This window comes from Desulfovibrio desulfopostgatei (assembly GCF_053570645.1).
Window position 1 is genome coordinate 2587096 of the sequence record NZ_JBRBQS010000002.1, and the last position, 25583, is coordinate 2612678.

Annotated in this window: 16 protein-coding genes; 7 read left to right on the plus strand and 9 right to left on the minus strand. The window is 58.0% G+C overall.

What is annotated here, in order from left to right:
• Nucleotides 1–143: 143 nt before the first annotated feature.
• A complete protein-coding gene (locus ACUZ9Q_RS11445; RefSeq protein ID WP_308584891.1) occupies nucleotides 144–2867 on the minus strand; it encodes a molybdopterin-dependent aldehyde oxidoreductase in 2724 nt (907 codons plus the stop codon).
• Between the two features lie 77 nt (nucleotides 2868–2944).
• Nucleotides 2945–3970, minus strand: a complete 1026-nt coding sequence (locus ACUZ9Q_RS11450) for a molybdopterin-binding protein (protein WP_366005714.1) — start codon at nucleotides 3968–3970, stop codon at nucleotides 2945–2947.
• 307 nt (nucleotides 3971–4277) lie between these two features.
• On the opposite strand from ACUZ9Q_RS11450, the gene ACUZ9Q_RS11455 reads away from it, so the two are divergent.
• The 5 genes from ACUZ9Q_RS11455 to hcp all read left to right on the plus strand — a co-directional run bounded on the left by ACUZ9Q_RS11455 (nucleotide 4278) and on the right by hcp (nucleotide 9587).
• Nucleotides 4278–4664, plus strand: a complete 387-nt coding sequence (locus ACUZ9Q_RS11455; RefSeq protein ID WP_225530038.1) for a DVU3141 family protein — start codon at nucleotides 4278–4280, stop codon at nucleotides 4662–4664.
• 286 nt (nucleotides 4665–4950) lie between these two features.
• Nucleotides 4951–6555 (plus strand): polysaccharide biosynthesis/export family protein, encoded by a 1605-nt coding sequence (locus ACUZ9Q_RS11460; RefSeq protein WP_297892286.1) that lies wholly within the window; start codon nucleotides 4951–4953, stop codon nucleotides 6553–6555.
• 139 nt (nucleotides 6556–6694) lie between these two features.
• Nucleotides 6695–7384 carry a Crp/Fnr family transcriptional regulator gene (locus ACUZ9Q_RS11465; RefSeq protein WP_192113323.1) on the plus strand — a complete coding sequence of 230 codons (690 nt, stop codon included), beginning with the start codon at nucleotides 6695–6697 and terminating at the stop codon, nucleotides 7382–7384.
• Between the two features lie 163 nt (nucleotides 7385–7547).
• Entirely contained in the window at nucleotides 7548–7901 is a 354-nt protein-coding gene (locus ACUZ9Q_RS11470; RefSeq protein WP_215648079.1) for a cupin domain-containing protein, read from the plus strand.
• Between the two features lie 60 nt (nucleotides 7902–7961).
• Nucleotides 7962–9587 (plus strand): hydroxylamine reductase, encoded by a 1626-nt coding sequence (hcp, locus tag ACUZ9Q_RS11475; RefSeq protein WP_215648117.1) that lies wholly within the window; start codon nucleotides 7962–7964, stop codon nucleotides 9585–9587.
• Nucleotides 9588–10088: 501 nt separating this feature from the next.
• On the opposite strand, the gene ACUZ9Q_RS11480 is transcribed toward hcp, so the two are convergent.
• Both ACUZ9Q_RS11480 and ACUZ9Q_RS11485 read right to left on the minus strand, forming a co-directional pair.
• Nucleotides 10089–11660 (minus strand): outer membrane homotrimeric porin, encoded by a 1572-nt coding sequence (locus ACUZ9Q_RS11480; RefSeq protein WP_449247912.1) that lies wholly within the window; start codon nucleotides 11658–11660, stop codon nucleotides 10089–10091.
• Between the two features lie 468 nt (nucleotides 11661–12128).
• Nucleotides 12129–12341: a TOBE domain-containing protein gene (locus tag ACUZ9Q_RS11485; protein ID WP_192113319.1), complete on the minus strand. Its 213-nt coding sequence runs from the start codon at nucleotides 12339–12341 to the stop codon at nucleotides 12129–12131.
• Between the two features lie 87 nt (nucleotides 12342–12428).
• Between ACUZ9Q_RS11485 and ACUZ9Q_RS11490 the strand changes: the two genes are divergently transcribed.
• The gene (locus ACUZ9Q_RS11490; protein ID WP_233483248.1) at nucleotides 12429–13535 is read left to right on the plus strand and encodes a pyridoxal-phosphate-dependent aminotransferase family protein; all 1107 of its coding nucleotides are present in this window, start codon (nucleotides 12429–12431) and stop codon (nucleotides 13533–13535) included.
• A 328-nt stretch (nucleotides 13536–13863) separates the two neighbouring features.
• Nucleotides 13864–15489, plus strand: coding sequence for a putative bifunctional diguanylate cyclase/phosphodiesterase (locus ACUZ9Q_RS11495; protein ID WP_215648081.1), 1626 nt, complete (start codon nucleotides 13864–13866; stop codon nucleotides 15487–15489).
• 95 nt (nucleotides 15490–15584) lie between these two features.
• Here ACUZ9Q_RS11495 and ACUZ9Q_RS11500 read toward each other — a convergent pair whose 3' ends face one another.
• The 5 genes from ACUZ9Q_RS11500 to ACUZ9Q_RS11520 all read right to left on the minus strand — a co-directional run bounded on the left by ACUZ9Q_RS11500 (nucleotide 15585) and on the right by ACUZ9Q_RS11520 (nucleotide 25131).
• Complete coding sequence (locus ACUZ9Q_RS11500; protein ID WP_449247913.1) at nucleotides 15585–16862, minus strand: glycosyltransferase; 1278 nt, start codon at nucleotides 16860–16862, stop codon at nucleotides 15585–15587.
• Nucleotides 16863–16880: 18 nt separating this feature from the next.
• Nucleotides 16881–19016 (minus strand): HD domain-containing phosphohydrolase, encoded by a 2136-nt coding sequence (locus ACUZ9Q_RS11505; protein WP_449247914.1) that lies wholly within the window; start codon nucleotides 19014–19016, stop codon nucleotides 16881–16883.
• A 160-nt stretch (nucleotides 19017–19176) separates the two neighbouring features.
• On the minus strand, nucleotides 19177–21138 hold the full coding sequence (locus tag ACUZ9Q_RS11510; RefSeq protein WP_297145948.1) for an HlyD family type I secretion periplasmic adaptor subunit: 1962 nt from the start codon (nucleotides 21136–21138) through the stop codon (nucleotides 19177–19179).
• Nucleotides 21139–21211: 73 nt separating this feature from the next.
• The gene (locus ACUZ9Q_RS11515) at nucleotides 21212–23509 is read right to left on the minus strand and encodes a type I secretion system permease/ATPase (RefSeq protein WP_227118833.1); all 2298 of its coding nucleotides are present in this window, start codon (nucleotides 23507–23509) and stop codon (nucleotides 21212–21214) included.
• 221 nt (nucleotides 23510–23730) lie between these two features.
• Nucleotides 23731–25131: a TolC family protein gene (locus tag ACUZ9Q_RS11520; protein ID WP_192113313.1), complete on the minus strand. Its 1401-nt coding sequence runs from the start codon at nucleotides 25129–25131 to the stop codon at nucleotides 23731–23733.
• Between the last annotated feature and the right edge of the window lie 452 nt (nucleotides 25132–25583).

Consider the following 25583-nt stretch of genomic DNA (forward strand, 5'->3'; position numbering starts at 1 on the left):
GCAAAAACATTGCACACCGTAGCGGCGCTCATGGCCTGGCGTGCGGTAAACCAAGCAAATAAACATGGGGCTGGGATGTGGGGAGAACCCCTTTTCAATCAGGATTCTCCCCAGTGTCTCCAGATGGTTACCGCAATCTTACGCTACTTGGGCATGGCCGCCAACACCTTTTCGGGGCGGGCGGGCAAGTGGCGCACACGCGCGCCGCAAGCATTGTAGATGGCGTTGATGATGGCAGGGTGCGGCGCGGTAAGGGGCATTTCGCCCACGCCGGAAGCGCCAAAGGGGCCAGCCTTGCGGGGGGTCTGCACATAGACGATTTCCATGTCGTCAGGAATCATCTTGATGGTGGGCACGCCCGCGCCAGCAAGGGTGCTGTGCTTCTTCAGGTCTTCGTAGTCTTCGGTCAGGGCAAGGCCAACGCCCTGCGCCAAGCCGCCGTAGATCTGACCGTCAACCACCAGCTTGTTGCACAGGGTGCCGATGTCGGCCACGCACACAAGCTTTTCAACTGTGGTCTTGCCGGTGGCGACCTCAACGGCCACTTCGGCAAGGAACAGACCGTACATGTAACAGGCAAAGGGTTCACCCTGGCCCTTGCCGTCGCAGTCCTTGGCCGGAGCAGACCACTTGCCGTCATAGTGCACGGGGCGGCCTTCGGCCTTCATTTCGTCATAGGTAAAGAAGCCGCCGCTGGGCTTGCGCATGCCTTCAATAAGCATTTCGCAGGCCACGCGGGTGGCGTTGCCCGTGACCACCTGAGAACGCGAACCGCCAGCAGGGCCGGAATTGGGGGTCTTGCTGGTATCGTTCATGACCAGATGGATATTTTCGGGCTTGATGTTCAGGGGGCGCAAGGCTTCATGGGCGGTGCCCAGGGTGCCGGAATCAGCGCCCTGGCCGTGGTCTTCCCACGAGTTGCCCACGGTTACGCTGCCGTCGGGGTTCAGTTCGGCCCAGGCTTCGGAGGTGTCAGGCCCGTCAAGGCCAGCGCCGTACACGCCAAGGGCAATACCCACGCCGCGCTTGACTTCAGCGGTGGACTTGGCTTTGACGTTCTTTTTGGCGGCCTCGTAGTAGGGACGCATTTTCTGGAACATTTCGGGCAGGCTCATGACTTCAGGCACCTGACCAGAGGGGTTGGTATCGCCTTCGCGGTAGCAGTTCAGCTCGCGGATGTCGAAGGGATCCATGCCCAGCTTTTCAGCCAGTTCGTCCATGAGCACTTCGGAGGGGAATTCGGATTCCGTCGAGCCGTAACCGCGGAAAGCCGCACCCCAGCAGTGGTTGGTGGCAACGGTACGGCCCTTGCCGCGAATGTTGGCGATGCCGTAACCAGCGCCGATATACTGCGCGCCGCGCAGGGTGAGCAGATCGCCAAATTCGGAATAGGGGCCGTGGTCAACGCTCCAGTCCGTTTCCATGGCAAGAATCTTGCCCTGCTTGTTGGCGGCAAAACGCACGGTCGTCCAGAAGGGCGAACGCTTGCCGGTGTAGTTCTGCTGCTGCTCGTAGTTGTAGCGCAGGTGGCAGGGACGGCCCGTGGCCATAACAGCCACGCCCACAAGGGCTTCCATGGTGGGGCTGAACTTGTAGCCAAAGGTGCCGCCGGTGGTGTTCTGCACCAGTACGAGATCCTTGGGGAATTCCAGACCGAGGCCGGGGGCGATCATCAGCGCGTGCAGATGGATGGCAACGGACTTGGAGTGGATGACCACCTGGCCCTTGTCGTTCACATAGCCGTAGCCCACATCGGGTTCGATGGGCAGGTGGGGCTGGCGCTGGGTGTAGTAATCGCCTTCCGCAACAACGTTTGCCGGATCATTGAAGAAGGGAGCGGTATCCGCGCCTTTTTCCTCAATCTGGTCATAGTAGACGTTGGGGGTGCCGGGGTGGATTTCGATGGCGTCCGGGGCCATGGCCTCGGGGGCGCTCATATATTCGGGCAGCAGCTCAAGGTCAAACTTGACCTTTTCAGCCGCGGCGCGGGCGTTGCATTCGGAGTCAGCGCAGACGATTGCCAGCGCATCGCCGTACTGGAAGATTTTGGTATCGTTAAGGATGGGCCGTTCCCAGCCATCGCCCTTGTTGGTGGGGAAGGTGATCAGGCCGGTGATGCGGTTCCTGCCCTTCACATCCTTGTGGGTCAGCACCTTGTACACGCCGGGCATTTTTTCGGCTTCAGAGGTGTCTATGCCCTTGATGTTGGCATGGGATACCTTGGCCTGGGCAATGGCGAGGTGCAGAGTGTTGGCGGGCAGGCGGTGCGCTGCGTCCGCGCCGAATTCGGCGGTGCCCGTCACCTTGGCGACGGCAGAAGGACGGGGCATGGTGGAACCCCAGATGCGGCCATCGGCAGGCATCTTGAAGGTAACGTCGTCCAGCGTTTTATCGCCGCGCATAAGGGCGGCTGCGTCCATGACAGCGTCCACCAGGGGCTTGTAGCCCGTACAGCGGCAGACGTTGTGATTTTTCTGGAACCAGTCGCGCACGTCTTCACGGCTGGGATTAGGATTGGAATCAAGCAGGGCCTTGGCCGAAACGATGAAGCCAGGGGTGCAGAAACCGCACTGGGCCGCGCCGTGGTAAATCCATGAATGTTGCAACGGGTGCAGATGGTCGGGGGTACCCACGCCTTCAAGCGTCGTCACGGCGGCGTTTTCCGCCACGCGGCTCATTTTTACCACGCAGGCGCGTACCACTTTGCCGTCAAGGATCACCGAACAGGCACCGCACTGACCCTTGCCGCAACCAACTTTGACACTGGTGAGCTGCAACTGATCGCGCAGCACGTCCACAAGCATATCGTCGGGGTTAGCCAGCAAGCGCCGGGGAATGCCGTTAATCACAAGGGTTTTTGTTTCCATGCGCGACTCCTTTTAATGATGAACAAAGGTATATGCCTGCGCGGTGAATCCGCGCCCGGGGTCAAACTTCCCGCCTCCTATTTCCCGAACGGACAGACCGGATAGCGGCATTCTTCACACTGGGAGCAAAAGCCCCCGTGCCCCAATGCCGCCACATCGGCAGCCGTTACCTCAATGCCGGCCAGCAGGCGCGGCACAACGAGATCAAAAATGCTGGCCTTGTGGTACATGACGCATCCGGGCAGCCCCAACACGGGCACCCGGCCTGCCGCCCCCTGGGCATAGGCCAGAAGGAACATGGCGCCCGGATACACCGGCGCGCCATAGCTGACCACCTCCGCTCCGGAAGCGCGGATGGCGGTTGGCGTGCGGTCGTCAGGGTCAACAGACATTCCGCCAGTTACCACAATAAAATCAGCACCTTGTTCGAGAAAATCCCTGATCGCTCCGGCAGTCATGGGCACTTCGTCACTGGTAAGGGTCTGCCCCACCACCGTGCTGCCCAGAGCGACGAACTTTTTGCGCAGCACAGGGCCAAAGGCATCCTGGATGCGCCCGTAAAAAACTTCGCTGCCTGTTGTGACCACGCCAACCCTGGCGCGGCGCAAAGGCAGAACTTCAACGACCGGCCCATCGACGAACGATTCAAGCTGCCGCAATTTTTCATCCTCAATCATCAACGGCACCACGCGGGCTCCCGCTACCGAGCGCCCCTTGGTTACGTGCTGCATGGTGTGGATGGTTGCGACAGAAATTTCGCCAAGGCTGTTTATGCGGTTGAGAACTGGCACATCCACCCGCAGCAGCCCGTCACAGGCGGCCTTGAGGTCGATACGCCCTTCCTTGGGTTCCGTGCATGTCAGGTTGCCGCCGGAAACGGCAGAAATAACACGCGCGGCGGCATCATTTTCGTGAACCATGCCGGGCAGGGATTCAAAAACATAAAGATGCTCTTTGCCAACCTGCAGCAGCACCTCAACGTCTTCTTCCCGCACAACATGGCCTTTACGAAAAACAGGCCCTTTGCTTTCACCAGGAATAATCCTGGTGATGTCGTGACACAAAACACTGCCCACGGCGTCATGCACATGGATGGTTTTCATTGCCAGTTTGGACATGACCTCTCCCGAAGCTGACTTCTAGATTGTGCATAAAATACCACCCTTACAACAAATTGCAAAATAAAATTCGTTATTTATTAATTGTGCTTTTGCTAACCATCTGGCTTTCAATGGTATCAACAGATAAATTCCTCTTTTTCGCAAAAAGCGTGACTATTGTCCCCATGACAAATACCGGGCCAAGGTCTCAAATTCATGCGGCATTGACAGCCGCGCGTTTCTTTGCGAGAGGGAAGGAAAAAAGCCGCTGTATTTGCCCAGAATACGGCAGCCATTAAAAGGAAATGCCATGCAAACGCGTTCAGCTCATTGGCCGATGGCTCTGCCCGGCAAAGGCCGACTGGGCCTTTCCGGTCTGGCGGTTCTTACGGCTCTGCTGCTCGGCGGGTGCGGCTTCGGCGGGTCCCCGGCCCAGCCGGAAACGCCCCCCGGCCCTGTCACTGGCTTCATGATCGTCTCCGCAGTGGGAGAAACCGCTACTGTTGACGACCCTGATTTTGGCAAGGGGGTGCGCGTGAGCCTGGACGAGCTTTTCACCTCGGCCAAGGGCGAAGACTGCAAACGCGGCACCGTGCTTTCAGGCCAGCGTGAAGCGGAAGTTATTGTCATCTGTAAGGATGACAAAGGCCGTTGGACCATGGCCCCGCGAGTGTGGGGACAGGGTCTTTCGCAGTAGCGAGGCTGAGACTCCGGCTTATTGCCAGCAGGCCCTTGGCAAAAAACGATCAAGGGTGCATTGCCTCTGGCTAAACCGGGCAAATGTGATTATTTATGGAAGCGCACGGCGAATACCACGCCCGTGCGCTTTCCTTGTTGCAGTTGCAGCCTCGCAGCCCTGTTGAACCGACACGCCCTGAGCATGTCTCAGCGCTTTCAGACACTGGAGATACAAGGCGTTACGAGGATATTGACTACGGAACCCTAGGGCCAACAGCCTGTTTGCGGAACCACCTCTGGGGGCCATGCAAGCCCGAATCCATTGCATCAACACTGCCATGTCGCACAGAACTATTTTCACTTTTCTGCTGATCTTTTTCGCCCTGTCCAGCGCGGTCAAGGCCGAAAATGCACCCCAGCCTTACGCTGCCAACCTGTTTCAGGGCAATTTTTCGCAGAGCAAGGATGCCGCAAAGGACGCCAAGGATGCCTCCATCATCGCGCCGGGCGACCGGGTGGTGCTGCGCCTGTGGGGCGGCGACCTCAAGGTGGACAGCACCCTGACTGTGGCTGCTGACGGGCATCTGGACGTACCGGAGGTGGGGGCCATACCCGTGGCTGGCCTTGGTTACGACAAGCTGGCCGAAGCCTTGCGCAGCAAACTTGCCGCCAACGGCCATGCCGATGCGCAGATTTACGCTGCGCCTCTGGATGCCCGGCCTGTGGCCGTTTTTGTCACAGGCGGCGTTGCCAGGCCTGGACGTTACACCGGCACCCCCGGCGACCCGTTGCTGAGCTTTCTGGACAAGGCCGGAGGCCTTGACCCCATGCGCGGCAGTTATCGTGACATCCGCCTGATGCGTGACGGCAAGGCCGTTGCCAACCTTGACCTCTACCCCTTTGCCCGCAAGGGCGTGTTGCCCGCCGTGCGTGTGCAGGAAGGCGACACGCTTGTGGTGGGCGACAAAGGCCCCACCATTACGGCCATCGGCGCGGTGCGCACCTCCGCCAAATTTGAGTTCCCCAAGGGCAAGTCCACAGGCACGGCCTTGATTGAACTGGCCGAACCGCAGAACAGCGCCTCGCACATCGCCCTTTCCGGCACCCGCAACGGCGCGCCTTACAGCACCTATCTGCCGCTCAAGGAACTGCGCAACCTGATGCTTGAAGACGGCGATCAGGTGCAGTTTATTGCTGATGCGCCAGGCAATACCATGATGGTTGAGGTGCAGGGCGCAGTGCGCGGAGCTTCCCGCTTTCCCGTGCGGCGCGGGGCCCGCTTGCAGGAAGTGAAGAACTTTATTGCCGTTGAACCTGGCCGCGCCAACCTCCAGGCCATGTACATCAAACGCAAGAGCGTTGCCGCCCGGCAGAAAAAGGCCATTGCAGATTCCCTGCGCAGACTGGAGGAAACAGCCCTCACGGCTTCCTCTGCCAGCGCGGATGAAGCAGCCATCCGCGCCAAGGAGGCGGAGATGGTCTCCAAATTTGTGGAGCGGGCCAAGAGCGTGGAACCGGAAGGCGTGGTTGTGCTTGACGGCGGGCCTGACAAGGCCGACCTCTCACTGGAAGACGGCGATATCATTGTGATCCCGCCCAAGAGCGACGTGGTGCTGGTAAGCGGCGAGGTCATGATGCCGCAGGCCATGCTGTGGGGCAAAAAGAAGGATGTGGACGACTACATCAAGGGTGCTGGCGGTTACACCAACCGCGCAGACCACGACAAGGTTCTGGTGCTGCACCAGAACGGCTCGGTGTCGCAGAACGGCGATGACATCCTGCCCGGCGATCAGGTAATGGTACTGCCCAAGGTGGAATCCAAAAACATGCAGGCAGTCAAGGACATCACCCAGGTTATCATGCAGGTGGTTGTTTCCGCCCGGTTGCTGCTGGGCATGCCGTCGTTGTAAGCTTTACGCAATTCTGCAGAAAGGGGGGCTTTTGCCCCCTTTTTTATTTCATGCGCACACGCTGCAAACGTGCGGTTGCATCACAAACGGAATTTGGGGTATGGTTTTGCAAGGAATGCAAAATCTACAAGAGGAATACATGGAACGCGCCCTGGAAGCATCCCCCCTGTTTTCTGGAATGACCGGACAGGAGGCGCGTATGTGCCTTGCATGCAGCGGCGCATTTGAAGAGCAGCACGGCAAGGGCGCGCTGATTTTTGCAGAATCTGACCCGCCGGAAAGGCTGTATGTGCTGCTGGAAGGTGCGGTGAACGTGTGCCGTGAATCAACCGAAGGCAGACGCGCCGTCATGGCGCGCGTTGACGCCCCCGGCGACCTGTTTGGCGAGGTGCATGTTTTTTTGGGCCGCCCGAGCTATGGTTGCAGCGTCTTGGCCGAAACGCCTGTGCGCATACTGGGCATACCCGCCCGGTTCTTCTACGCCACCTGCGAAAAAGCCTGCTCCGTCCATTCACGCATGATCCGCAACATGCTCGGTATTTTTGCGCACAAGGCTTTTTTTCTCACACGCCGCATTTCACTGCTGTCTTGCGGCAGCTTGCGGCGCAAACTTGCAGCCCTGCTGCTGGAGCACCGCCGCCCTGACGGCATGGTTTCACTGGCAATGAACCGTGAACAGATGGCTGATTTCCTGGGTGTAACCCGCCCCTCACTTTCGCGCGAACTCGCCGCCATGCGCGACGAAGGCCTTCTGCAAATGGAGGGTAGAAGCATTCGCGTACCTGACATAGCCTCACTGAATTTTTTGTGCGAATATTTCCCGGCCTGATTGAAATATATTCTTTTTATAAGTAATTTCAGGTTATTGCACATCGCCTCCTTTTTTCTCCCGCGCCCAAAATATTTTCATTTTCTTGAGCATCCGTAACATTTGTTACAGAACCATTGTCCCAGCCTTGATAGAACGGAATCGTCAACACAAGGAGGGCCTCATGGACCACATTCTCAAGAACCTTGAATTCGCCGCAGCGCTGCCCCTGGCCGCGCAGGTCGAGTGCCAGCCTGGCCAGATCGCCAGCAAGACCCTTATCCAAAACGCCTCTGTGGGCATCACCCTGTTTGCCTTTGACGCCAACGAAGAAATCAGCGCCCACACCTCCACGGGTGATGCCATGGTTCTCGTGCTTGAAGGCTCGGCGCAGGTAACCATCAGCGGCCAGTCACATACCGTGCAGGCGGGTGAAGTGATTATCATGCCCGCCGGCCAGCCGCACTCTGTACGCGCGCAAGAGCGCTTCAAGATGCTGCTTACCGTCGTTTTTCCTTCCCCCAAGACCCCCGCGTAGGCGGATCACCCCCCAGCCTCCGCTTTGCGGAGTATCAGGAGACACCCCATGAGTAACGCCATGTTCTGCTATCAGTGCCAGGAAACCGTGGGCAACAAAGGCTGCACCCAGATCGGCGTGTGCGGCAAAAAGCCCGAAACAGCAGCCCTTCAGGACGTGCTGGTATATGTGACCAAGGGCCTTGCGCAGGTCGCCACCAAAGTGCGCGCCCTGGGCAAGACCGTGAACCACGAAATCGACCGCATGGTCGTGGGCAACCTTTTTTGCACCATCACCAATGCCAACTTTGACGATGACATGATCGCCGAGCGCGTGCGCAAGACCTGTGCCGCCAAGAAAGCCCTGATGGCCGAGCTTGGCTCGCGCGACGGGCTGGCCGACGCTGCCCTGTGGGAAGCGGACGACAAAGCCGCCATGCTCGCCAAGGCTGCTACTGTGGGCGTTCTTGCCACAAGCGATGACGATGTTCGTTCCCTGCGCTGGCTCGTGACCTTTGGCCTCAAGGGCATGGCCGCCTATGCCAAGCATGCCGATGTGCTGGGCAAGCATGATCCCGCCGTGGACAACTTCCTGCAGGAAGCTCTGGCCAAGACCCTGGACGACAGCCTTTCCGTGGCCGATCTCGTGGCCCTGACCCTTGAAACCGGCAACAAGGGCGTAAGCGTTATGGCTCTGCTGGATGCCGCCAACACCGGTACCTACGGCAATCCCGAGATCACCAAGGTCAACATTGGCGTGGGCACCAACCCCGGCATCCTGATTTCCGGCCACGATCTGCGCGACCTGCAGATGTTGCTCGAGCAGACCGAAGGTACGGGCGTGGACGTGTACACCCACTCCGAAATGCTGCCCGCCCACTACTACCCCGCTTTCAAGAAGTTCAGCCACTTCAAGGGCAACTACGGCAACGCGTGGTGGAAGCAGAAGGAAGAATTTGACACCTTCAACGGCCCCATCCTGCTGACCACCAACTGCCTTGTGCCGCCCAAGGACAGCTACAAAGACCGCGTGTACACCACAGGCGTTGTGGGCTTCCCCGGCTGCAAGCACATCCCCGGCGAAATCGGCGAACACAAGGACTTTTCGGCCATTATCGCTCACGCCAAGACCTGCCCGGCCCCCACGGAAATTGAGACCGGCGAGATTGTGGGCGGCTTTGCGCACAATCAGGTGCTGGCCCTGGCCGACAAGGTTGTTGACGCTGTGAAGTCTGGCGCCATCAAAAAGTTTGTGGTCATGGCTGGTTGCGATGGCCGCGCAAAGGGCCGCTCCTACTACACCGAGTTTGCAGAAGGCCTGCCCAAGGATACCGTTATCCTCACCGCCGGTTGCGCCAAATACCGCTACAACAAGCTTGACCTCGGCGATATCGGCGGTATCCCCCGCGTGCTGGACGCCGGTCAGTGCAACGACTCCTACTCCCTGGCCGTTGTGGCTCTGAAGCTCAAGGAAGTGTTTGGCCTCGCCGACATCAACGACCTGCCCATCGTGTACAACATTGCCTGGTACGAACAGAAGGCTGTTATCGTACTGCTGGCCCTGCTCGCCCTTGGCGTGAAGAACATCCACCTTGGACCCACGCTGCCTGCTTTCCTTTCGCCCAACGTGGCCAAGGTGCTGGTGGAGCAGTTCGGCATCGGCGGCATCAGCACTCCGCAGGACGACCTTAAGGCTTTCTTCGGTTAATCCCCGGTTCAAAGGGCGGCAGATTGCCCTGCCGCTCCCTGCATACAAAAGGCGGCGCACCTGTAATGGGTGCGCCGCCTTTTGGCATTTATACGACTGGGCCATATGCGTAGCTATTAATCGTGCCGCAGCAAATGCACCAACCGGGGAAGGCACAGCCTGATGACAGGCAACCTGGATGTCCCAAGTTAATGCATATGACGCTCGTGTACAAAAAATAGAAAAACGTCGTAGGGAATTGCGGGGCCACTGACGTTTCATACTACGCACCACTACCCGATTCCCGAACTGTATCAACCCTCAAGTTGCAAGCATCCAGAATCAATAGAATGCAATACCGAGAAACAGCAGCGCATCAATACACTTTGAGCAAGGATGAAACAAGCAACGGCACGGCAGCCCTCATGGCTAACACTAAGGGCTTGTAGAAACAGGCTGGATGCAGGGCAACAAAAAAGGGGAACCCGAAGGTTCCCCTTTTAATCGTAAGGCTAGGTACTCTTAGAAGGAGTACACGAAACGGACGTTCACGTTCCAGGGATCACGTTCCTGGTCGCTACGGCCGTTCATCTTGCTGTTGCCCCACACGCCGCGGGACTGGTCAAGCCAGGTGGCGATGTAGGCTGCGTCAAGAGCCACGGTGAAGTTGTCATACATCTTGTATTCGTTGGTCAGACCGAATTCCAACGCGGTGTCGTTGGTGGTCATGTACAAGGGGTTCATGCCAGCGGCCTGGGCGTTGGGGCCCTGACCAGACACGCCACGGGTAGTCCCGTTGTTGTAAACGGAGTTGTGCGAAGCAAGGTAACGGGTCATGGTGGTGCTGTTGGTACCGCCGATGAGGTTCAAGCGGAAGGTGTGCTTCAGGTTTTCGATGAAGCTCATATCCTTCAAGCGGGCGCCGATACCCCAGGTGCCGGACATGTCGTAGCCGAGAACAGCTTCGCGGCCGATCATGGGTCCGCCGTTGAAGGCGAAGTCAGAGAAGCCGTTGTTGTTGTTGTTCACGCTGATGGAAGGCATGCGCTCGGAACCGTTGGCCGGGTTGCCGTCGTCGCCGGAAGCGTACCAGCCGTACAAGCCGGGGATGGCCCAATCAAGCTTGTATTCGAACAGCAAAGAACCCAGCCAGCCAGCGCGGTTGGCGCGGCTGTCATCATAAGAAACGGAACCGTAGTTGAAATCCCACGCGATGCGGAAGGGATCAAACGCGGTCACTTCGCCGGTCAGGCCAGCCCACACGGCGTTGCCGTAGCTGCCCATGGCCTTGGTGCTGGTGGTGCCGTCCTTATGCAGGGCGCCGCCCACGGGCATCATGCCAGCAACAGGGTACTTGCCGCTGGTGGGAATGGAGTTGCCGAAGTAGTTGTTGTAGCCTTCTTTGCGGAAGGTGTTGGGGCCGATGGCGCTGTACATGGCCCAGGGGGTCACTTTCACGCCGTCAAAGGTCATGGGCACCAGCAGGGCAAACACGTCCATGTTGTCCATGTAGTTGTTGCGGTTGCTGCTGTGGTCAAAGCTGTTGGTGTAGTTGTCGTTGTAAGGACGGGCCCACAGGGCGGTCACGCCAACGGTTTCGTTGAACTGGTAGGAAGCGGTGATGCCGGCCACGTCATCGTTGAAGACGTTGCTGCCGGTGGTGAAGCTGGGCAGAGCCATGCCCTGAATGCCCATGCGGAACTTCAGGTCGGTCTGGGGGACCATCCAGTCGATGTAGGCGTTCTTCACTTCGACAACGTTGTTGCCGTCAGCGCCAAGGGAACCGCCCTGGTCGGAACGGCCCCAGGTCTGGTCGCCGATTTCAAAGAACACGGTGCCGGACAGGGCTTCAGAAGCCACGGCGTCCAACTGCAGACGAACGCGCTGACGAGCTTCAAATTCGTCTTCGTTCTTGTACTGCTTGGAGGCACCGTTGAAGCCCGTCTTGCCGTTACCGCCGGTGAAACCGCCGTTCTGGCCGTAGTCGAAGCTCATGAGCCACTGGCCCTTGGCCTTGAAGTCGATGGCGCTGGCGCCCGTGGCAGCGCCGAACACAAGGCCGGCCGCCAACAGAAGAGTAGCGATCTTTTTCATGGTTATCCTTCCTTTCTTTTGCCCCGCTTGGGACTATGGTTTCATACAAACGCCTATGGAGCGGTTTCCCGCTTCGGTGTGAATATATGGAAGGCCTAAACACTTTGCAAGCCCTATCGTGCAAAAATTTTTACCAAAAAAGAGCAACTTTGGCTCAAAATTGCATATATATTTATATTTAAGCATGTTAAACAAACTCTAGATATAAAAAAAATTTCTGACACATACCTGTCACAGTGTCATTTTTTTGCGGAACACATCCAAATTTCCGCGCTGCTGGCTTACAATCTGTCTGAGGGGTGTCGGTTAAAATTTTTTTCCCCCCCCCCCTCTGCCGCTGCAAAGGCAAATCATGGCCGCTCCCGGCAAGGGGTATTGCAAAGATGCAAAACGGCCATGCGCAATCTCCAAAAAAGCGCATGGCCGCAAACTGTGCAATCAGATCAGGCCTTCTGGTGAACCACGCTTCTAGCTGGCAGCATCCACGGGGAACCACAGGGGTTTTAAAAAGTGCAGGTGGCAGGTTTCGCCTTCCTGCGGGCCTCGGGCGTACCTCCCCTTCTGCACCCGCACGCTCTGCTCACCCACACGTACCTGATAGTCGAGCTGTTCACCCAAAAAAGTACGCCGTTCCACAATGCCGGGCACGCCCCCCGCAAGACGGTTCCGAAACATTTCCATGCGTGGTAGCGTTCTCTATCCGCCGTCGCAGCAAGCGCCCGGCATGGGCCTGCGAGCGCAGGCCCCCACATAAACCAGGAGATTGTCATGACCACGGTTTTCGGAACACTGGACCATGTGCTTCTGATGGCCCCCGGCCCCAGCCCGGTTGCGGCCAACGTGCTTGAGGCCATGAGCCTGCCCACTCTCGGGCATCTTGACCCTGACTGCATCAAGGTTATGGATGCCCTGCAAGAGCAGCTTCGCGCTGTGTGCAAAACGCGCAATGCCGTGACGTTTCCCATTTCAGGCACAGGCTCCGCAGGTATGGAAGCCTGCTTTGTCAATCTGGTGGAACACGGCGACAACGTGCTTATTGTCAACAACGGCCTGTTCTGCTCGCGCATGGTTGAAGTGGCCTCGCGCCTTGGCGCGCTGGTAGACACAGTGGAATGCCCATGGGGGGCGCCCATTTCTGTGGATGCGGTAAAAAAGCAGCTGGCGCAGAAAAATTACAAGATTCTTGCCGTGGTGCATGCGGAAACATCCACCGGCGTGAATAATCCTGTGGCTGAACTCGGCGCGCTGGTCAAAAACAGCGACACGCTCTTTCTGGTGGACAGCGTGGCTGGCCTGGGCGGCGTGGATGTGCGCGTGGACGAATGGGGCATCGACGCTTTTTACAGCGGTTCGCAAAAATGCCTTTCCACCCCTCCCGGTCTGGCGCCCGCCTCGTTTTCCGAGGCAGCCATGGAGGCCATGGCGCGCCGCAAGACCAAGATACCCAACTGGTATCTGGATGTACCGCTTATCCGCAAATACTGGGAAGGCACACCCCGTACCTATCACCATACGGCCCCCATCAACATGTACTATGGCTTGCATCAGGCTCTGGACAATCTGCTGGCCGAAGGCCTTGAGGCCTCGTTTGCGCGGCATCAGGCCATGCACGAAAGGCTCAAGCAGGGTATGGGCAAGCTTGGCTTCAAGCCCTATGTGACGGAAGGGGCCGCGCCCCAGGTCAACCTGTTTGTGCCGCCCGAAGGCGTTGACGCCAATGCCCTGCGCGCCAGCCTGCGCAAGGATCACAAAATTGAAGTGGCTGGCGGCCTTGGCGCCCTGGCTGGCAAGGTGCTGCGCGTTGGCGTCATGGGCGAAGGCGCGCGCGAAGAACCCATTGACCGCCTTGTGGCGGCAGTTGCCGCCTGCCTGTAGTATACTTTAACGTCCCTGCCCCCCCCGGCCCAAGCCTGTGCCCTGATTGCGTTCAGGTTGACAGCCGGGGGGGGGGGCAAAACGCGTACCGCGTCCTCCGTCACCCCAAAGCGACAGGCCTTGTTTCGGTGATGATTCCGTACTCCGGGGAAGTGTTTGACTTTTTCGCGAGCAGCACCCTATATTGAATGCATCATCTCCCTTTGGCGCAGGATGCAAAGGCCGTCCGTGACTCCGGCACGCTCGCGGCCGCAGCCAAACCGCCTTATATGGGGACACTCGCAACCATTGGCAGCACCCACGCCAGGAAGACCGAGGACACCGTCACATGAAGACACTTCGCCTCCGCCTTTCCATGCTGATGCTCCTGCTCTGCTGCCTTTTTGCGAACCTGACGCCAGCGCAGGCAGCCGTAGATTCCACAACCGCGCAGGACGAGTCCTCCGCCGCCGTACCGACCTCTCCATTCAACGACCAGGCAGGCTTGCCGGTGTATCCGCCGGAAGAAGAGCACTCCGTTGCAGCCCGCATTGATCGGAGCATAAACTGCTCAATTCAGAAGCGTCCCTTTCAGGTCATTGGCGGCCTCATTGCCTTTTTCCTGGGCGTCATCATCTTTCTGTTCTACTGCCTGGGCTGCAAGTGCAGCCGCATCTGCCGCATGGAAGCCCAGATGAACAAGGATGAACTGACTGGCCTGCCCAACATGGAAAAATTCAAGGTGCTGTGCGACAGCCTCATAACCACCCAGGTCACCTCTGACTACATGCTGCTTTCCGGTGATATCTGCCAGTTCAAGACAATCAACGACCAGTTCGGATTTGGCATGGGCGACAGGCTGTTACAGGCCTATGCGGCGGTTTTGCAGCGTAACATCCTGCCAGAAGAGTGCTGCGCCAGAATATCCTCTGATCTCTTTGTTCTGCTCTTGAGATTCGATACATGGGAGCAGCTTTCGGGCAGGGTCCGCGAAATGGACAGGGAGCTGGACGAGTGGCGGCGCAGTCAGGCGCTGCCCTACACAGTGCGCACCGTCTACGGAGCCTACCGCGTACCCAGGGAGCAGGAAAGGGACGTGCAGCTTATGCTGGATCTGGCCAACTATGCACGGCTGGAAGCCAAACGTTCGTCTGGCATGCCCATGGTGCTCTACAACGAACATATGCGGCAGGAAGCTTTGCTGAGCCATGAACTGAACGGCAAGCTGGAAGACGCCCTGACCAACGGTGAAATGCAGGTGTGGTATCAGGCCAAGGTGGACATGCGCACAGGAGCCATTACCGGCAGCGAGGCGCTGGTGCGGTGGAATCATCCCTCACGGGGAATGCTGCTGCCGGGCAGTTTTATCCCCATGTTTGAGCGCAACGGCCTTGTGACGTCCATTGATTTTTTTGTATTTGAGCAGGTCTGCCGCAACCTGCGTAGCTGGAAGACGCGCAACCTTCCGCTGCATTCGGTTTCCTGCAATTTTTCACGGCTGCATTTTGACCGTCCCCACTTTACCCAGCGGCTTGCGGATATTGCCGACCGCTATTCCGTGCCGCGCCACCTGCTGGAAGTGGAGATCACCGAAAGCGCCATCATGAACAACCCTGAAGCTGTCTGGCTACAGATCGTTCAACTGAAGGAAATGGGCTTTAAAACGGCCATTGACGATTTTGGCGCAGGCTATTCGTCCCTGGGCATTGTACAGATGCTTGACGCGGACTGCCTCAAGATCGATCGCAGCTTCATCCAGCGCGACCTGCCGGGGCAACGGGCGCAGATAGTGCTTGGCAATATCATTCGCCTGGCTTCTGATCTTGGCATGAATGTCATCAGCGAAGGTGTGGAAACAGCAGAACAGTCTGCCATCATCATGAAGTTGGGCTGCTACACGGCGCAGGGATTTTTTTACGCCAAACCAGAGCCTTCGCACGAATTTGAAGCAAGGCTCGCCATGCAGGGCCTGTAAGCCGGACTATTGGGTCACCGCGCATCATACCGCCCGGTGCAGCAAGGCCGCCCAGACTGGCCTGATGTCAGGGCCTGATGCTAAAAAACCTGATGTCAGCCTTCTGCCCTGTCCTTCATGCTTGCGCTGATCAGATCCATGAATCTGCGCGTCTGCACATCCGCATCATACGAGCGCAGCACCGTCTGCCGCGCATTACGCCGCACATGCCCCAGCTGCGGAGCCCGCGCCAGCACATCGGCCAGTTTTTGCGCCATGTTTTCATGATCCCAGAAGTCGCACAAAAAGCCGTTTACGCCGTCCTGCACCACCTCGCGCACGGGCGGCGTGTCTGACGCCACGACCAGTGAGCCGCAGGCCATGGCCTCAAGCAAACCGGTGGAAAACACATGCGGCGCCGCCAGATACACATGCGCGGTGGAATGTTGCAGCATGGCCCGGTATTCTTTGAGCGAACGCGCGCCAAGCAGGTGCACACGCGCCCGGAAGCTCTGGTCAATGCCCAGAATATCCACCGCGCGGCGCATGGCCTTGCCAGTCTCGGAGCATTCGGATGGCGTATCTGCGCCGTTGCCCGGCTTGCGTCCGGTCTGGGCAATATCAAGCCAGGCCAGCACCACCAGACAGTTCGGGCGCAATTCAAGCAGACGCGGCAGGCTCTTGCGGAACTGGTCAAAGCCGCGCGCGGGGTCGTGCATGGGGCCGCAAAAGGTCACCAGCTCATTGCTTGCGCATCCCCAGGAATCAGCAACGCCATCGCCGGTGGCATCGCCATCCTTTTTTTCCTCGCCGGGCATAAAAAAGCGCGTGTTGATGCCGCTGGGCACAACCTTTATGTCGCGTTGCAGCGCGGGGGGGTACTGGGCGCGTTGCCAGAGGGAGGAGGTAACGGCAAGCTGGCATTCGCCCAGCGCGTTGTATTCCCACAGATTGCAAACCCGCAGGGGGGCAAAATCCGCCGGGGGGCGAGGGTTGCCACGCGTAAAAAAGCAATGGCTCTCGCCGTTGTTGTAAAACCAGTCGCCCTGAGCCACATAAAAAGCTTTGGGGAAGATGTCGCGCACGTAAAAACTGCCGCCCATGCTTGCCGCAGCGCAGACAATGTCTGGGATAAAACCGTTTCTCCGTAGCGACAGCAGGGCATTGCCCGCCCGTGCGCCACGCCGCAGACGCGTTACGATTTCCTTTTCTGCCGGGTCATCGCTTTCATAGGGCGCAGGCGGCGCCAAACGCAGCCGCCGCACACCGGGAATGGCAAGTTTTTGCCCGGTTTCTGCAAGAAACAGCACGGTATTGTTCTGGGATGCGCCAAAGGCCTGGGCAAGAGAACGAAAGCGACCAGGAAAAACAGAATTCAGAAAAAGAATGCGCATTGTTAACCCCTGTACCTATTAGGCGCTGTTTGGCTGCGGATCGCCAAGCAAATGCTCCAGAAAAACCATACCCTGCTCTGTTTCCAGAAAAGCCCGCAAAGAGCCAACAACGGTGGCGTCATACTTGGGCGGAGTTTCGGACAGGATATTCAGTGCATCTTCCGTACTGTGCGCCTCGCGGTAGGAGCGTGGCCGCATAAGCGCGCAGAAGGTATTGGCAACCGCCAGAATACGGGCGTTCTGGCAGATGGCCCCATCATTCAGGGCCAGGGGATAGCCGCTGCCATCCAGGCGCTCGTACATCTGGGTGATGGCCTCCAGCACCGGCAGGCCAAAGTCTATGTCTGCCAGGGCCTCGCGGGCAAATTCCACATGCTGTTGCAGCAAAGCCCGTTCCTGCGCCGAGAGCGCGCCTGTCTTGGTGAGCAGATCCTTGGGAAGCTGGATCATGCCCACATGCGAGAGGTTGGCTGCCGTGCGCAGGGTGGCAAGGGTTTCCGCATCGTTGCGGCCAAGCCCGCAGGCCAGAGAAACCGCCAGTTGCGCCGTAAAGGCCGACTGCCCGCGCAGATAGGTATCCACGGCTTCAATGGCCTTGACGAAAGCGTTGACGGTCTGGGCGACCATTTGCTGAGAACGCTGCTGCGCCACAGCTATATCCGTCATGTCGCTGTACACGGAGACCATGCCCGAGAGCCGCCCGTTTTCATCCCGAAACGGAGTGCAGGAGGTAAGATAATAGCGCAGCTTGCCATCCACCAGCAGGGCTTCGGCAAAGCTGAAGGGTTCGCCCGCCCTGTGCACGGCCAGCGTGTGGGTTACAAGGCTGCGCGCAAGCTCCATATCCAGCTCGGAATATTTCAGCCCGCGCAGCTCCGTGGCTTTTTCCCTGCCGCACAAACGGGCAAAGCTCTGGTTGGCGTAATGGATGACGCCGTTCAGGTCGTTGAGCACTATGCCTGCCGACAGGGCGGAATTTACGCCGTCCATGATCTGCTTTTGCTGGTTGACCACCAGATAGAGCTTGTGCATCTGCTCCGCCACGGCGCGCTCGTTACGGCTCACAAGGCTCCACCACAGTGCGGCCAGCAGGCCGCCAGCCAGCGCCGCCATGATCAGCGAAGCCACAACGACATTCTGCCGTATGCCGGCAAACTTTTCATCAATGCGGCTCATGGGCAAGGTCTGCTCCACAAGCCAGGGCAGGTTGGGCACGGGCAGGGCAAGCCCGTATATCTCGCGCTCGCCTTCCGGCAGGCCGGGATCAATACGTGTGCCGAGCGGCAGTTTTTCATCATGCAGCGACCAGCCGGGCAAATCTGATACGCCCGACACTTCGGTAGGCGCAATGCGTTGCAGCTTTTCACCAAAGGATTGAAGAATAAATGTATTGTACTGGCTGCCATTGCCCGCTTCGCCCGTTGCCGCAGCGGTTACAGGCAAGACGCTGTAGGTGGCCAGCAACAGGGAAACCACCCGGTCGCCGGTTGAATCCACATACAAAGGCGCAAAAATGGGAAAGGCCATATCCATGACAAGCCTGCCGTTTTCACGCCGCACAGGCATAAGAACAGGCTGTTTGCTGTTCAGGGCCTGCTGCAAATAGGGCTTCTGCTCCTCATCGGGCGGCTGCACTCCTTCCGGGGCGAGGTACATCTGCATGTCTGTGTTAACCAGGCTCGCGCCGCTGAAGCTGTTTTTCTCCATGAAGTCGCTGAGATAGTCGACCATCAACGGAAGGCGCGGGGCAATTTTTTTCAGTAGCTCGCTGTTGCTGGCAGTGTCCGCCGGGGGCTCCGTATCCGCTTCGGCCCCATTCTGGCTTTGCCGGGCCATCTGCAGCATATCCGTGGCGGGCACGCCCGCGCTGGCAACCTCTGCGGCAAACAGCCGCAGCATATCCTGCGCGACAAAAATATTTACCTGACCGGCAAGGGTGCCAGACCACACGGTGAGCAGGGCCACCTTGCCCGAGGCCTGGGAGTTCATGTCCTGCCCCATTTCACGCAGCAGCTGAGCGCGCGAATCATGCAGATACCAACGTGCAAAAATAAAAATCAGGCAGAGCACCAGCACAAATAGTGCCGACATGGTCAACGCCGCCTTGCGGTTGCGCTGGGCTACGCCTGGGAGAGTCAGTTCTTGGGGTGCCATATATTTTCCTTCATCGGGCTGCGCGTCTCGATAAACCAGTATAATAACCCAGAGGGTACATGCCCGAACGGCTTGCCCCAGACCGCGCCGATTTCTGAATCATTGAACACTGAAAATGCTGGCTTGCGCAGGCTAAAGCCAGTCTGCCCGCATTTTCGTTCTACCGCTCGCGCAGGGCATTCTGCTTGGCCTTGAGAATGGGCTTGAGCAGATAATCCAGCACGGTTTTCTTGCCGATCATAATGTCTGCCGTCACCACCATGCCCGGCATAATGGGCAGAGATTCGTTATGGTAGACAATGGCGTTTTTCTGGGTGCGGATCTTTACAAGATAAAAGTGCTCGCCCCTTTTGTCTTCAATGGTATCGGCGCTGATGGATTCAAGCTTGCCTTCAATCCCGCCGTAAATGGAGAAATCATAGGCTGAAACCTTGACCATGACATTCTGTCCCGGGCGCAGAAAGGCCACATCCTGCGGTTTGACCTTGGCTTCCACGACCAGGGTGTCGTCAAGCGGCACAAGATCCATGATGGGTTCGCCGGGTTTGACCACGCCGCCCACGGTGGAAATGTATATCTGCTTGACCGTGCTGCGCACAGGCGCGCGCAGTTCCGTGCGGGTTACGCGGTCGCGCCCTGCCGAAAGATTTTCGCGCAGTGAATTGAGTTCCTGCCTGCGCTTGTTGATCTCGTCAGTAACCGCTGCAATCTGCTCGGCCCTGCGGGATGCTATGCGCTGCTTGGATTCGTCCGCCGCGGCCTTGGCCTTGGGGATTGTGGCGGCAAGGGAATCTATCTGGCCCTGCAATTCCACAACCTTTTGCTGCATGCCGAGATATTCCAGCTTGGAAAAGTTGTTGCGCTGCACAAGGGCGTAGGCCGTATTCTTTTGCTCGATAGAAAGCTCGAGGCTGCGGTCGAGCTGCACCTTGCGGGCAGTCAGTTCTTCCACATCATGCAGACGCTGCACATACTGGGACTGTAGAACATCAATTTCCGCGTTGAGCTGTTCACGGCGGCTGTGCCAGGCATTTTCCTGATCCTGAATGATCTGGTGAATGCGCCCCAGCATGCCGGCCTCAACCCTGCGGCCAATGACTTTTTCTGCCCACATGTCAAAATTTTCTGGAAAAACAGGCTTGTCGCCCTTGATCTCGGCTTCAAGGCGGATAATGGCGAGGCTGTTTTCCATGGCCTTGTTTACGGCGTCGCGGTAGGCGCTTTCGGCCATCTCATTGTCCAGTTGCGCCAGCACCGCCCCCTTGTCCACAATCTGCCCTTCGTGCACAAGCACTGCACGCAGAATACCGCCCTCAAGGTTCTGGATGGTCTGGGTGCGTTGCGAACCAACAACCGAACCTTCCGCATGGGTCACTTCATCCACGCTGGCAACAGCCGCCCAGATGATCAGACATAGAAAAAACGCTGCCACGCTGATGGACAGCGCGCGCACGCCGAACTTGGGCCGCCGGGCGAGGGCGGCGTCCACTTCGTTGGCAAAAAGGATATCATCGGGCGTCAGGCCGCGCAGGGGCGCGTCCATGGCTGCGAACAGACCGGGATTGCCTTGCTGCAGAGCGTTCGCCATGCCGCCAGATCCCTGCTGACCGCCCTTGCCCAAAATTCTGTCTACAGTTTCATGCAACGACTGCTTCAGGCTTTTATCCGGGCGCTGTTCGTGCTCCCCGCCCCGCAGCAACTGACGCAAAAAAAGCTCAAGATTGCTCGGTTCTTTCTTTTTGGCAGCGGCAGCATCCAGCCCCATGGGCTGCATGTCTCCGGCATTCTGGCCCAGATCGGCCATCAGCGCATCCAGATCAGGCAATCGGCCAGCGCCCGCATCCGGGCCTGACCCGAGCGGCGCGGCCGCGCCAAAATCAGCGGCAGGTTCCAGCATGTTATCGCTGCCGGGCATTGATGGCAGGGGCGCGTCAATATTGGGCCGTGAAAAATGCGAGCCAAAGGGCATGCCCGGCATGCCGCCCGGCTGCGGAAAGACCGAAGGCTCCATGCCAGGAGGCAGGAGCACATCGGGCTTTGACGTGCCGCATTGCGCCCCTGCTTTATGTTCTGGCTGACTTTCAGCCCCGGTCATATCCATAGTCTTCTGTGGCAACTGCATGCGCCCTTCTCCAAAAACCGCTGGGCGGTCATTTCAAAACAAAAAGCCAAGGTCTTCAGCAAAGCCGGATTTTTCAGGCGTTGGCGGCATGGGCAAAGGCGTTCGCAGATTTTTCCTGCGGGGCAGTCTGTTGCACATTGGTCACGTTCTTTTTCGAACGGTCGCGCAGGCTCTGCAATACAGCATCGCGGGGGCCGTCCAGCTTGATCTGTCCGCCTTCCATAACAATGAGCCGATCCACTATGCGCAGCATGGAGAGCCGGTGGGTCACAAGCACAAGGGTGCGCCCGCCAATGACCGATTGCAGCCTTTTTTGCAGCAGCATTTCTGAATCCGTGTCCATATTGCTGGTGGGCTCGTCCAGAATGAGCACCTCAGGGTCGCGCACCAAAGCGCGCGCAAGGGCCACCGCCTGACGCTGCCCGCCAGAAAGCGCCTTGCCCTGCTCGCCCACCTGCGCGGCAAACCCAGCGGGATTGTTGCGCAAAAAGTCTGTGACGCCAGCCAGGGAGGCAGCACGCAGAATGAGGTGATCGTTGATGGTGGGATCCCCCAGGGCGATGTTGTCGCGAATGCTGCCGTAAAACAGCACCACATCCTGCGGCAGCACGCCCACGCGGCCACGCAGTTCCATGCTGGGAATCTGCCTGATGTCCACGTCGCCGAACTTCACCGCCCCTTCCTTGGGCTGGTAAAGGCCGATGAGGAGCTTTGACAGCGTGCTTTTGCCCGATCCCATGGGTCCGATAATGCCCACGCGTTCTCCCGGCTCAATGCGCAGTGAAACATGCTCCAGAGCCAGGCGTTCCTGCCGGGGATAGGCAAAAGAAACACCTTCAAGAGCGAACGAAGGCCGCAACATGCCAAAATCCATGCAGGTTTTTTCCGTCTGATTTTCAGAAGGCAGCATCATCAGCATGTCCAGCGCCTTGAGGGCCACATGCGAATTTTGCAAACGGGTGAGCAGCGAGGCCATCTGGAGCAGCGGGGCCATGGTGCGCCCCACCAGGATATTGCAGCCGATAAGCGCGCCCATGGTCATGAGGCCATCAGATATGCGGTACACGCCCCACACCACCATGGCCACAGTAACAAGCTGGGTAATGAGCATGGAAGATGTGACAGCGAGGTTGTTATACTTGCGGGATTCACTGTTGGAGCGGGCCGAAAGGCCTACCACAGATTCCCACAGCTTCTGCATGCGGCTTTCAGCCATGCAGGACTTGAGCGTTTCCAGCCCGCCCACAATTTCCACCAGCAGAGCATTTTTTTGCATGTTCTGCTTGTAGCTGGCCTCGGCGCTCATGCGCGAACGGTGCTGAAGCAGCAGGCCAATGCCGATCATGATGGGCATTGCCCCAATGGACAGCAGCACCATAGGGCCGCCAATGAAGGCCGTAAGCAGCAGAAAAATAACCAGAAAAGGCAGGTCGATGCAGGCAAGCAGACTTGAGGAACTAAAAAATTCGCGCAACTGCTCAAACTCGCGCAGGTTGTTCACCAGCGCCCCGGTGGATTCGGGCTTGGCATCCAGCCGCATGGAAAGCACCTTCTCCACCAGCGAACTGGAAAGAACGATATCCGCATTGCGGCCAGCCACATCCACAAAATGCGTGCGCAGGGCCGAAAGCAGAAAATTGAACATGTAGATAATGCAGATGCCGCTGGCAAGAACCCACAATGTTTCAATGGCATTGTTGGGAACCACGCGGTCATAGACATTCATGACAAACAGCGGGCTGCCCACTGCAATGAGGTTTATGACCACGCTGGCCAGGGCCACGTGCCTGTAGATGGGCGCATAGTACCGCAGCACATCCCAGAACCAGCGCTTGCCGCGGGCAATGCTGAGGTGTTCGGAACGGTCATCCGGCGCTGCCTCCACTGCGGCAAAGAGCGCATAGCCGGAGTATTCGTCCGTCAATGCCTCTACTGGCACCAACTGCGTGCTTTCGCTGGTTTCCGGAAAAATCACCTCGGCCATGTCGCCGTCAAGGGCGGTGAGCACGCACGAACGGTCGTGGGAGAGCAACAGAATGCACGGCAGCACAAGGCCTGGAATATCTGCGATATCAGGGCGATAAGCGATACGCCCGGCCATGAGCACATGCGGCGACACTACCCGCCCGCGCAGGCGCATCAAGACCGAAAGGCTGCGCAACAAGCCGGGCATAAAGTCCACGTCTGAAGGCCGCAACGGTCCCATGGTCGGCGCTGTGCGCGGAACCTCGGTTGAGTTGTGTCCTGCAAGGCTGGAGGCTTGCTCCGGTGCCGCCTCTGCTGGCTTTTGCGGAGCCCGCCTGCCGCCGGATTTCTGTTCAGGTGATGTGAGCTGTGCCTTTTCTTCTGAATCCGTGGAAATTGTATCCATGCATATTCCATCGATGCCGATGGGGATAAATCGGCATCATCATTTCGTTATCATCACGCAGAGCGGCAAAGCCCCTACCCCGAGGGAGTTCACTTTACAGACCAGAGGCACAAGGCGCGCCGCATGGGCCAGCCAAGGATCCCGGCCTGGTAAAGAAGGATTTGCGCCCTTTACATAAGCGCCGCATGCCCCGGCTTAACCGGGGCATGCGGAATGGATTATCAGTTGAACCAGCCAGGAGCGAACTCCTCGCGGGGATCTTCCGGTTCCTTGGGTGCGCTCTGCCCAAGCGGGCCGGTATTGATGGACATTTCTGGCAGCATATTGCCAGTGAGCGCCGAAAGCCTGTACGCGCCCACAAGAATATTGCCCCGTGCGGTTTCTGCCTGGGTTGCAGAGTTGTACAGCTCACTTTCTGTATCCAGCACATCCAGAATACTGCGCTTGCCAATCTGGAATTGTTCGATATAGGCGGTGCGCGTGTACTTGTTGTATTCTATGGCCTTGGAATAGTGGTTGTACTGTTCCTGGGCAGCAAGATAGTTGACCCAGGTGCTGTCCACATCCAGCTTGAGATCATCAATAAAATTGTACATCACCTGGCGCGACTGGCGCATGCGGGCTGAGGCGGCGCGGCGTTCAGCCACGTCTGCCCCGCTGTTGAAGATATTCCAGCGCACTACGCCCATGACGTCAAAACTGTACACCCAGCGATCACTTGTGCCGCCAAGGTTGGTATAGTTGGGGCCGGCTTCAAGATTGAGCGCGGGAGAAAAGGCCGAATCCGCCAATTCGCGCTCGGCCCGCGAAGCACGGATATCCTGCAAATAGGCAGCGAGTTTGGGATTGCTTTTTTTGGCCTTTTCCAGAACAGCCTGCGATGCGGTGTAAAGCTGGGGCGGCATGGTCACGGTCTGCAAGCGGCTGGCCGCTGGCAAGCCGGTAAGCCGGGTATAGGTTTCCTCGGCCACAAGCAGGGATGCCTTGGCTTCAGAAAGGCTTGAAAGCGCCCGCTGCAAGCGCGACTGCGCCTGGGTTACGTCTGCGGCAGTGTCCGCGCCAAGGCTGGCGCGATCCTGGGCCTGCCCCACAAGAGACTTGTGGTGGGCCACGTTTTCTTCGGAAAGTTCGTAGATTTTTCTGCGGCGCAGCAAATCAATATGGGCGATAATCGCATCAAGAGAAAGCGATGTCGCCGTATCGAATACACGGTACTTTTGGGATTCGAGAGTGGATTTGGCAGTACGGACGCGCGAACGGGTGGCAAAACCATCCCATATGGGTTGCACAAGCTGGGCGCTGTAGCCCACCTTGCCCCACATCTGCGAATCAAGGTTCTGGCTGCGGGTGCTCGAATCGCTCAAGACGCTGCCGCCAGCCTGCCCTGTAACGTCAACGCGGGGGCCAAAGCCAGCCTGAGCGCGCCTTACTTCATGATCCAGCACCTCACGGTTTTCGATCATGCCCCGCAGATTATGGTGATTACGCAGCACTCCATAGATGGAATCCTCGACCGAAAGCGGCTTTCCCGCTGGCGGGGGTGGGGGATAACCGGTTTCAGCCGCAGTGGCCGCCGTTGCCAAAAGCAGGGAAAAAAGGGCTCCCCAGATAATCTGTTTCACGGTTGACTCCTCAGCTTGAAAAATGCACCGTCCGCATTCTCCCGCTTGTGGGCATATCGACCAGTATGGACCACATTACATAGATGGCAGAGTCCCTTCCCCACCCATATAACGACATGCCTTTTACTAGCTGTAACCACTTAGCCCCAGTCCTGCAAGATATTTAGATACCTTTCAAATGGCGGGAAACAGCAAAAGACAACTGCCCGAACTATATTTACACGCAAAAACTTTGCATAATAAATAGTTGATTACTTTTCAAATCCAACAAGGCACGCATCAGCATGCTGCCCCTCAACGGTGACGGCTCTGCGTCAGACGCATGCCGCTTCGCAAAAAAAAAGCGCCAGACCCAAAAGATTTGGCGCTTGTGGTCGACGCAGCTCGACTGATACCTGTAGACAATAATTCAAGGTGGTTACGTGAAAAACATCATCTCGTCCGGCGAGTGC

Excerpts from the sequence above, each read along its gene's own strand:
- ACUZ9Q_RS11465 (WP_192113323.1), top strand. The coding sequence starts at position 6,695 with ATGGAACGCGCCCTGGAAGCATCCCCCCTGTTTTCTGGAATGACCGGA.
- ACUZ9Q_RS11495 (WP_215648081.1), top strand. The coding sequence starts at position 13,864 with ATGAAGACACTTCGCCTCCGCCTTTCCATGCTGATGCTCCTGCTCTGC.
- hcp (WP_215648117.1), top strand. The coding sequence starts at position 7,962 with ATGTTCTGCTATCAGTGCCAGGAAACCGTGGGCAACAAAGGCTGCACC.
- ACUZ9Q_RS11445 (WP_308584891.1), bottom strand. The coding sequence starts at position 2,867 with ATGGAAACAAAAACCCTTGTGATTAACGGCATTCCCCGGCGCTTGCTG.
- ACUZ9Q_RS11515 (WP_227118833.1), bottom strand. The coding sequence starts at position 23,509 with ATGGATACAATTTCCACGGATTCAGAAGAAAAGGCACAGCTCACATCA.
- ACUZ9Q_RS11460 (WP_297892286.1), top strand. The coding sequence starts at position 4,951 with ATGCAAGCCCGAATCCATTGCATCAACACTGCCATGTCGCACAGAACT.
- ACUZ9Q_RS11510 (WP_297145948.1), bottom strand. The coding sequence starts at position 21,138 with ATGCAGTTGCCACAGAAGACTATGGATATGACCGGGGCTGAAAGTCAG.
- ACUZ9Q_RS11500 (WP_449247913.1), bottom strand. The coding sequence starts at position 16,862 with ATGCGCATTCTTTTTCTGAATTCTGTTTTTCCTGGTCGCTTTCGTTCT.
- ACUZ9Q_RS11480 (WP_449247912.1), bottom strand. The coding sequence starts at position 11,660 with ATGAAAAAGATCGCTACTCTTCTGTTGGCGGCCGGCCTTGTGTTCGGC.
- ACUZ9Q_RS11455 (WP_225530038.1), top strand. The coding sequence starts at position 4,278 with ATGCAAACGCGTTCAGCTCATTGGCCGATGGCTCTGCCCGGCAAAGGC.
- ACUZ9Q_RS11490 (WP_233483248.1), top strand. The coding sequence starts at position 12,429 with ATGACCACGGTTTTCGGAACACTGGACCATGTGCTTCTGATGGCCCCC.
- ACUZ9Q_RS11505 (WP_449247914.1), bottom strand. The coding sequence starts at position 19,016 with ATGGCACCCCAAGAACTGACTCTCCCAGGCGTAGCCCAGCGCAACCGC.
- ACUZ9Q_RS11485 (WP_192113319.1), bottom strand. The coding sequence starts at position 12,341 with ATGGAAATGTTTCGGAACCGTCTTGCGGGGGGCGTGCCCGGCATTGTG.
- ACUZ9Q_RS11470 (WP_215648079.1), top strand. The coding sequence starts at position 7,548 with ATGGACCACATTCTCAAGAACCTTGAATTCGCCGCAGCGCTGCCCCTG.
- ACUZ9Q_RS11450 (WP_366005714.1), bottom strand. The coding sequence starts at position 3,970 with ATGAAAACCATCCATGTGCATGACGCCGTGGGCAGTGTTTTGTGTCAC.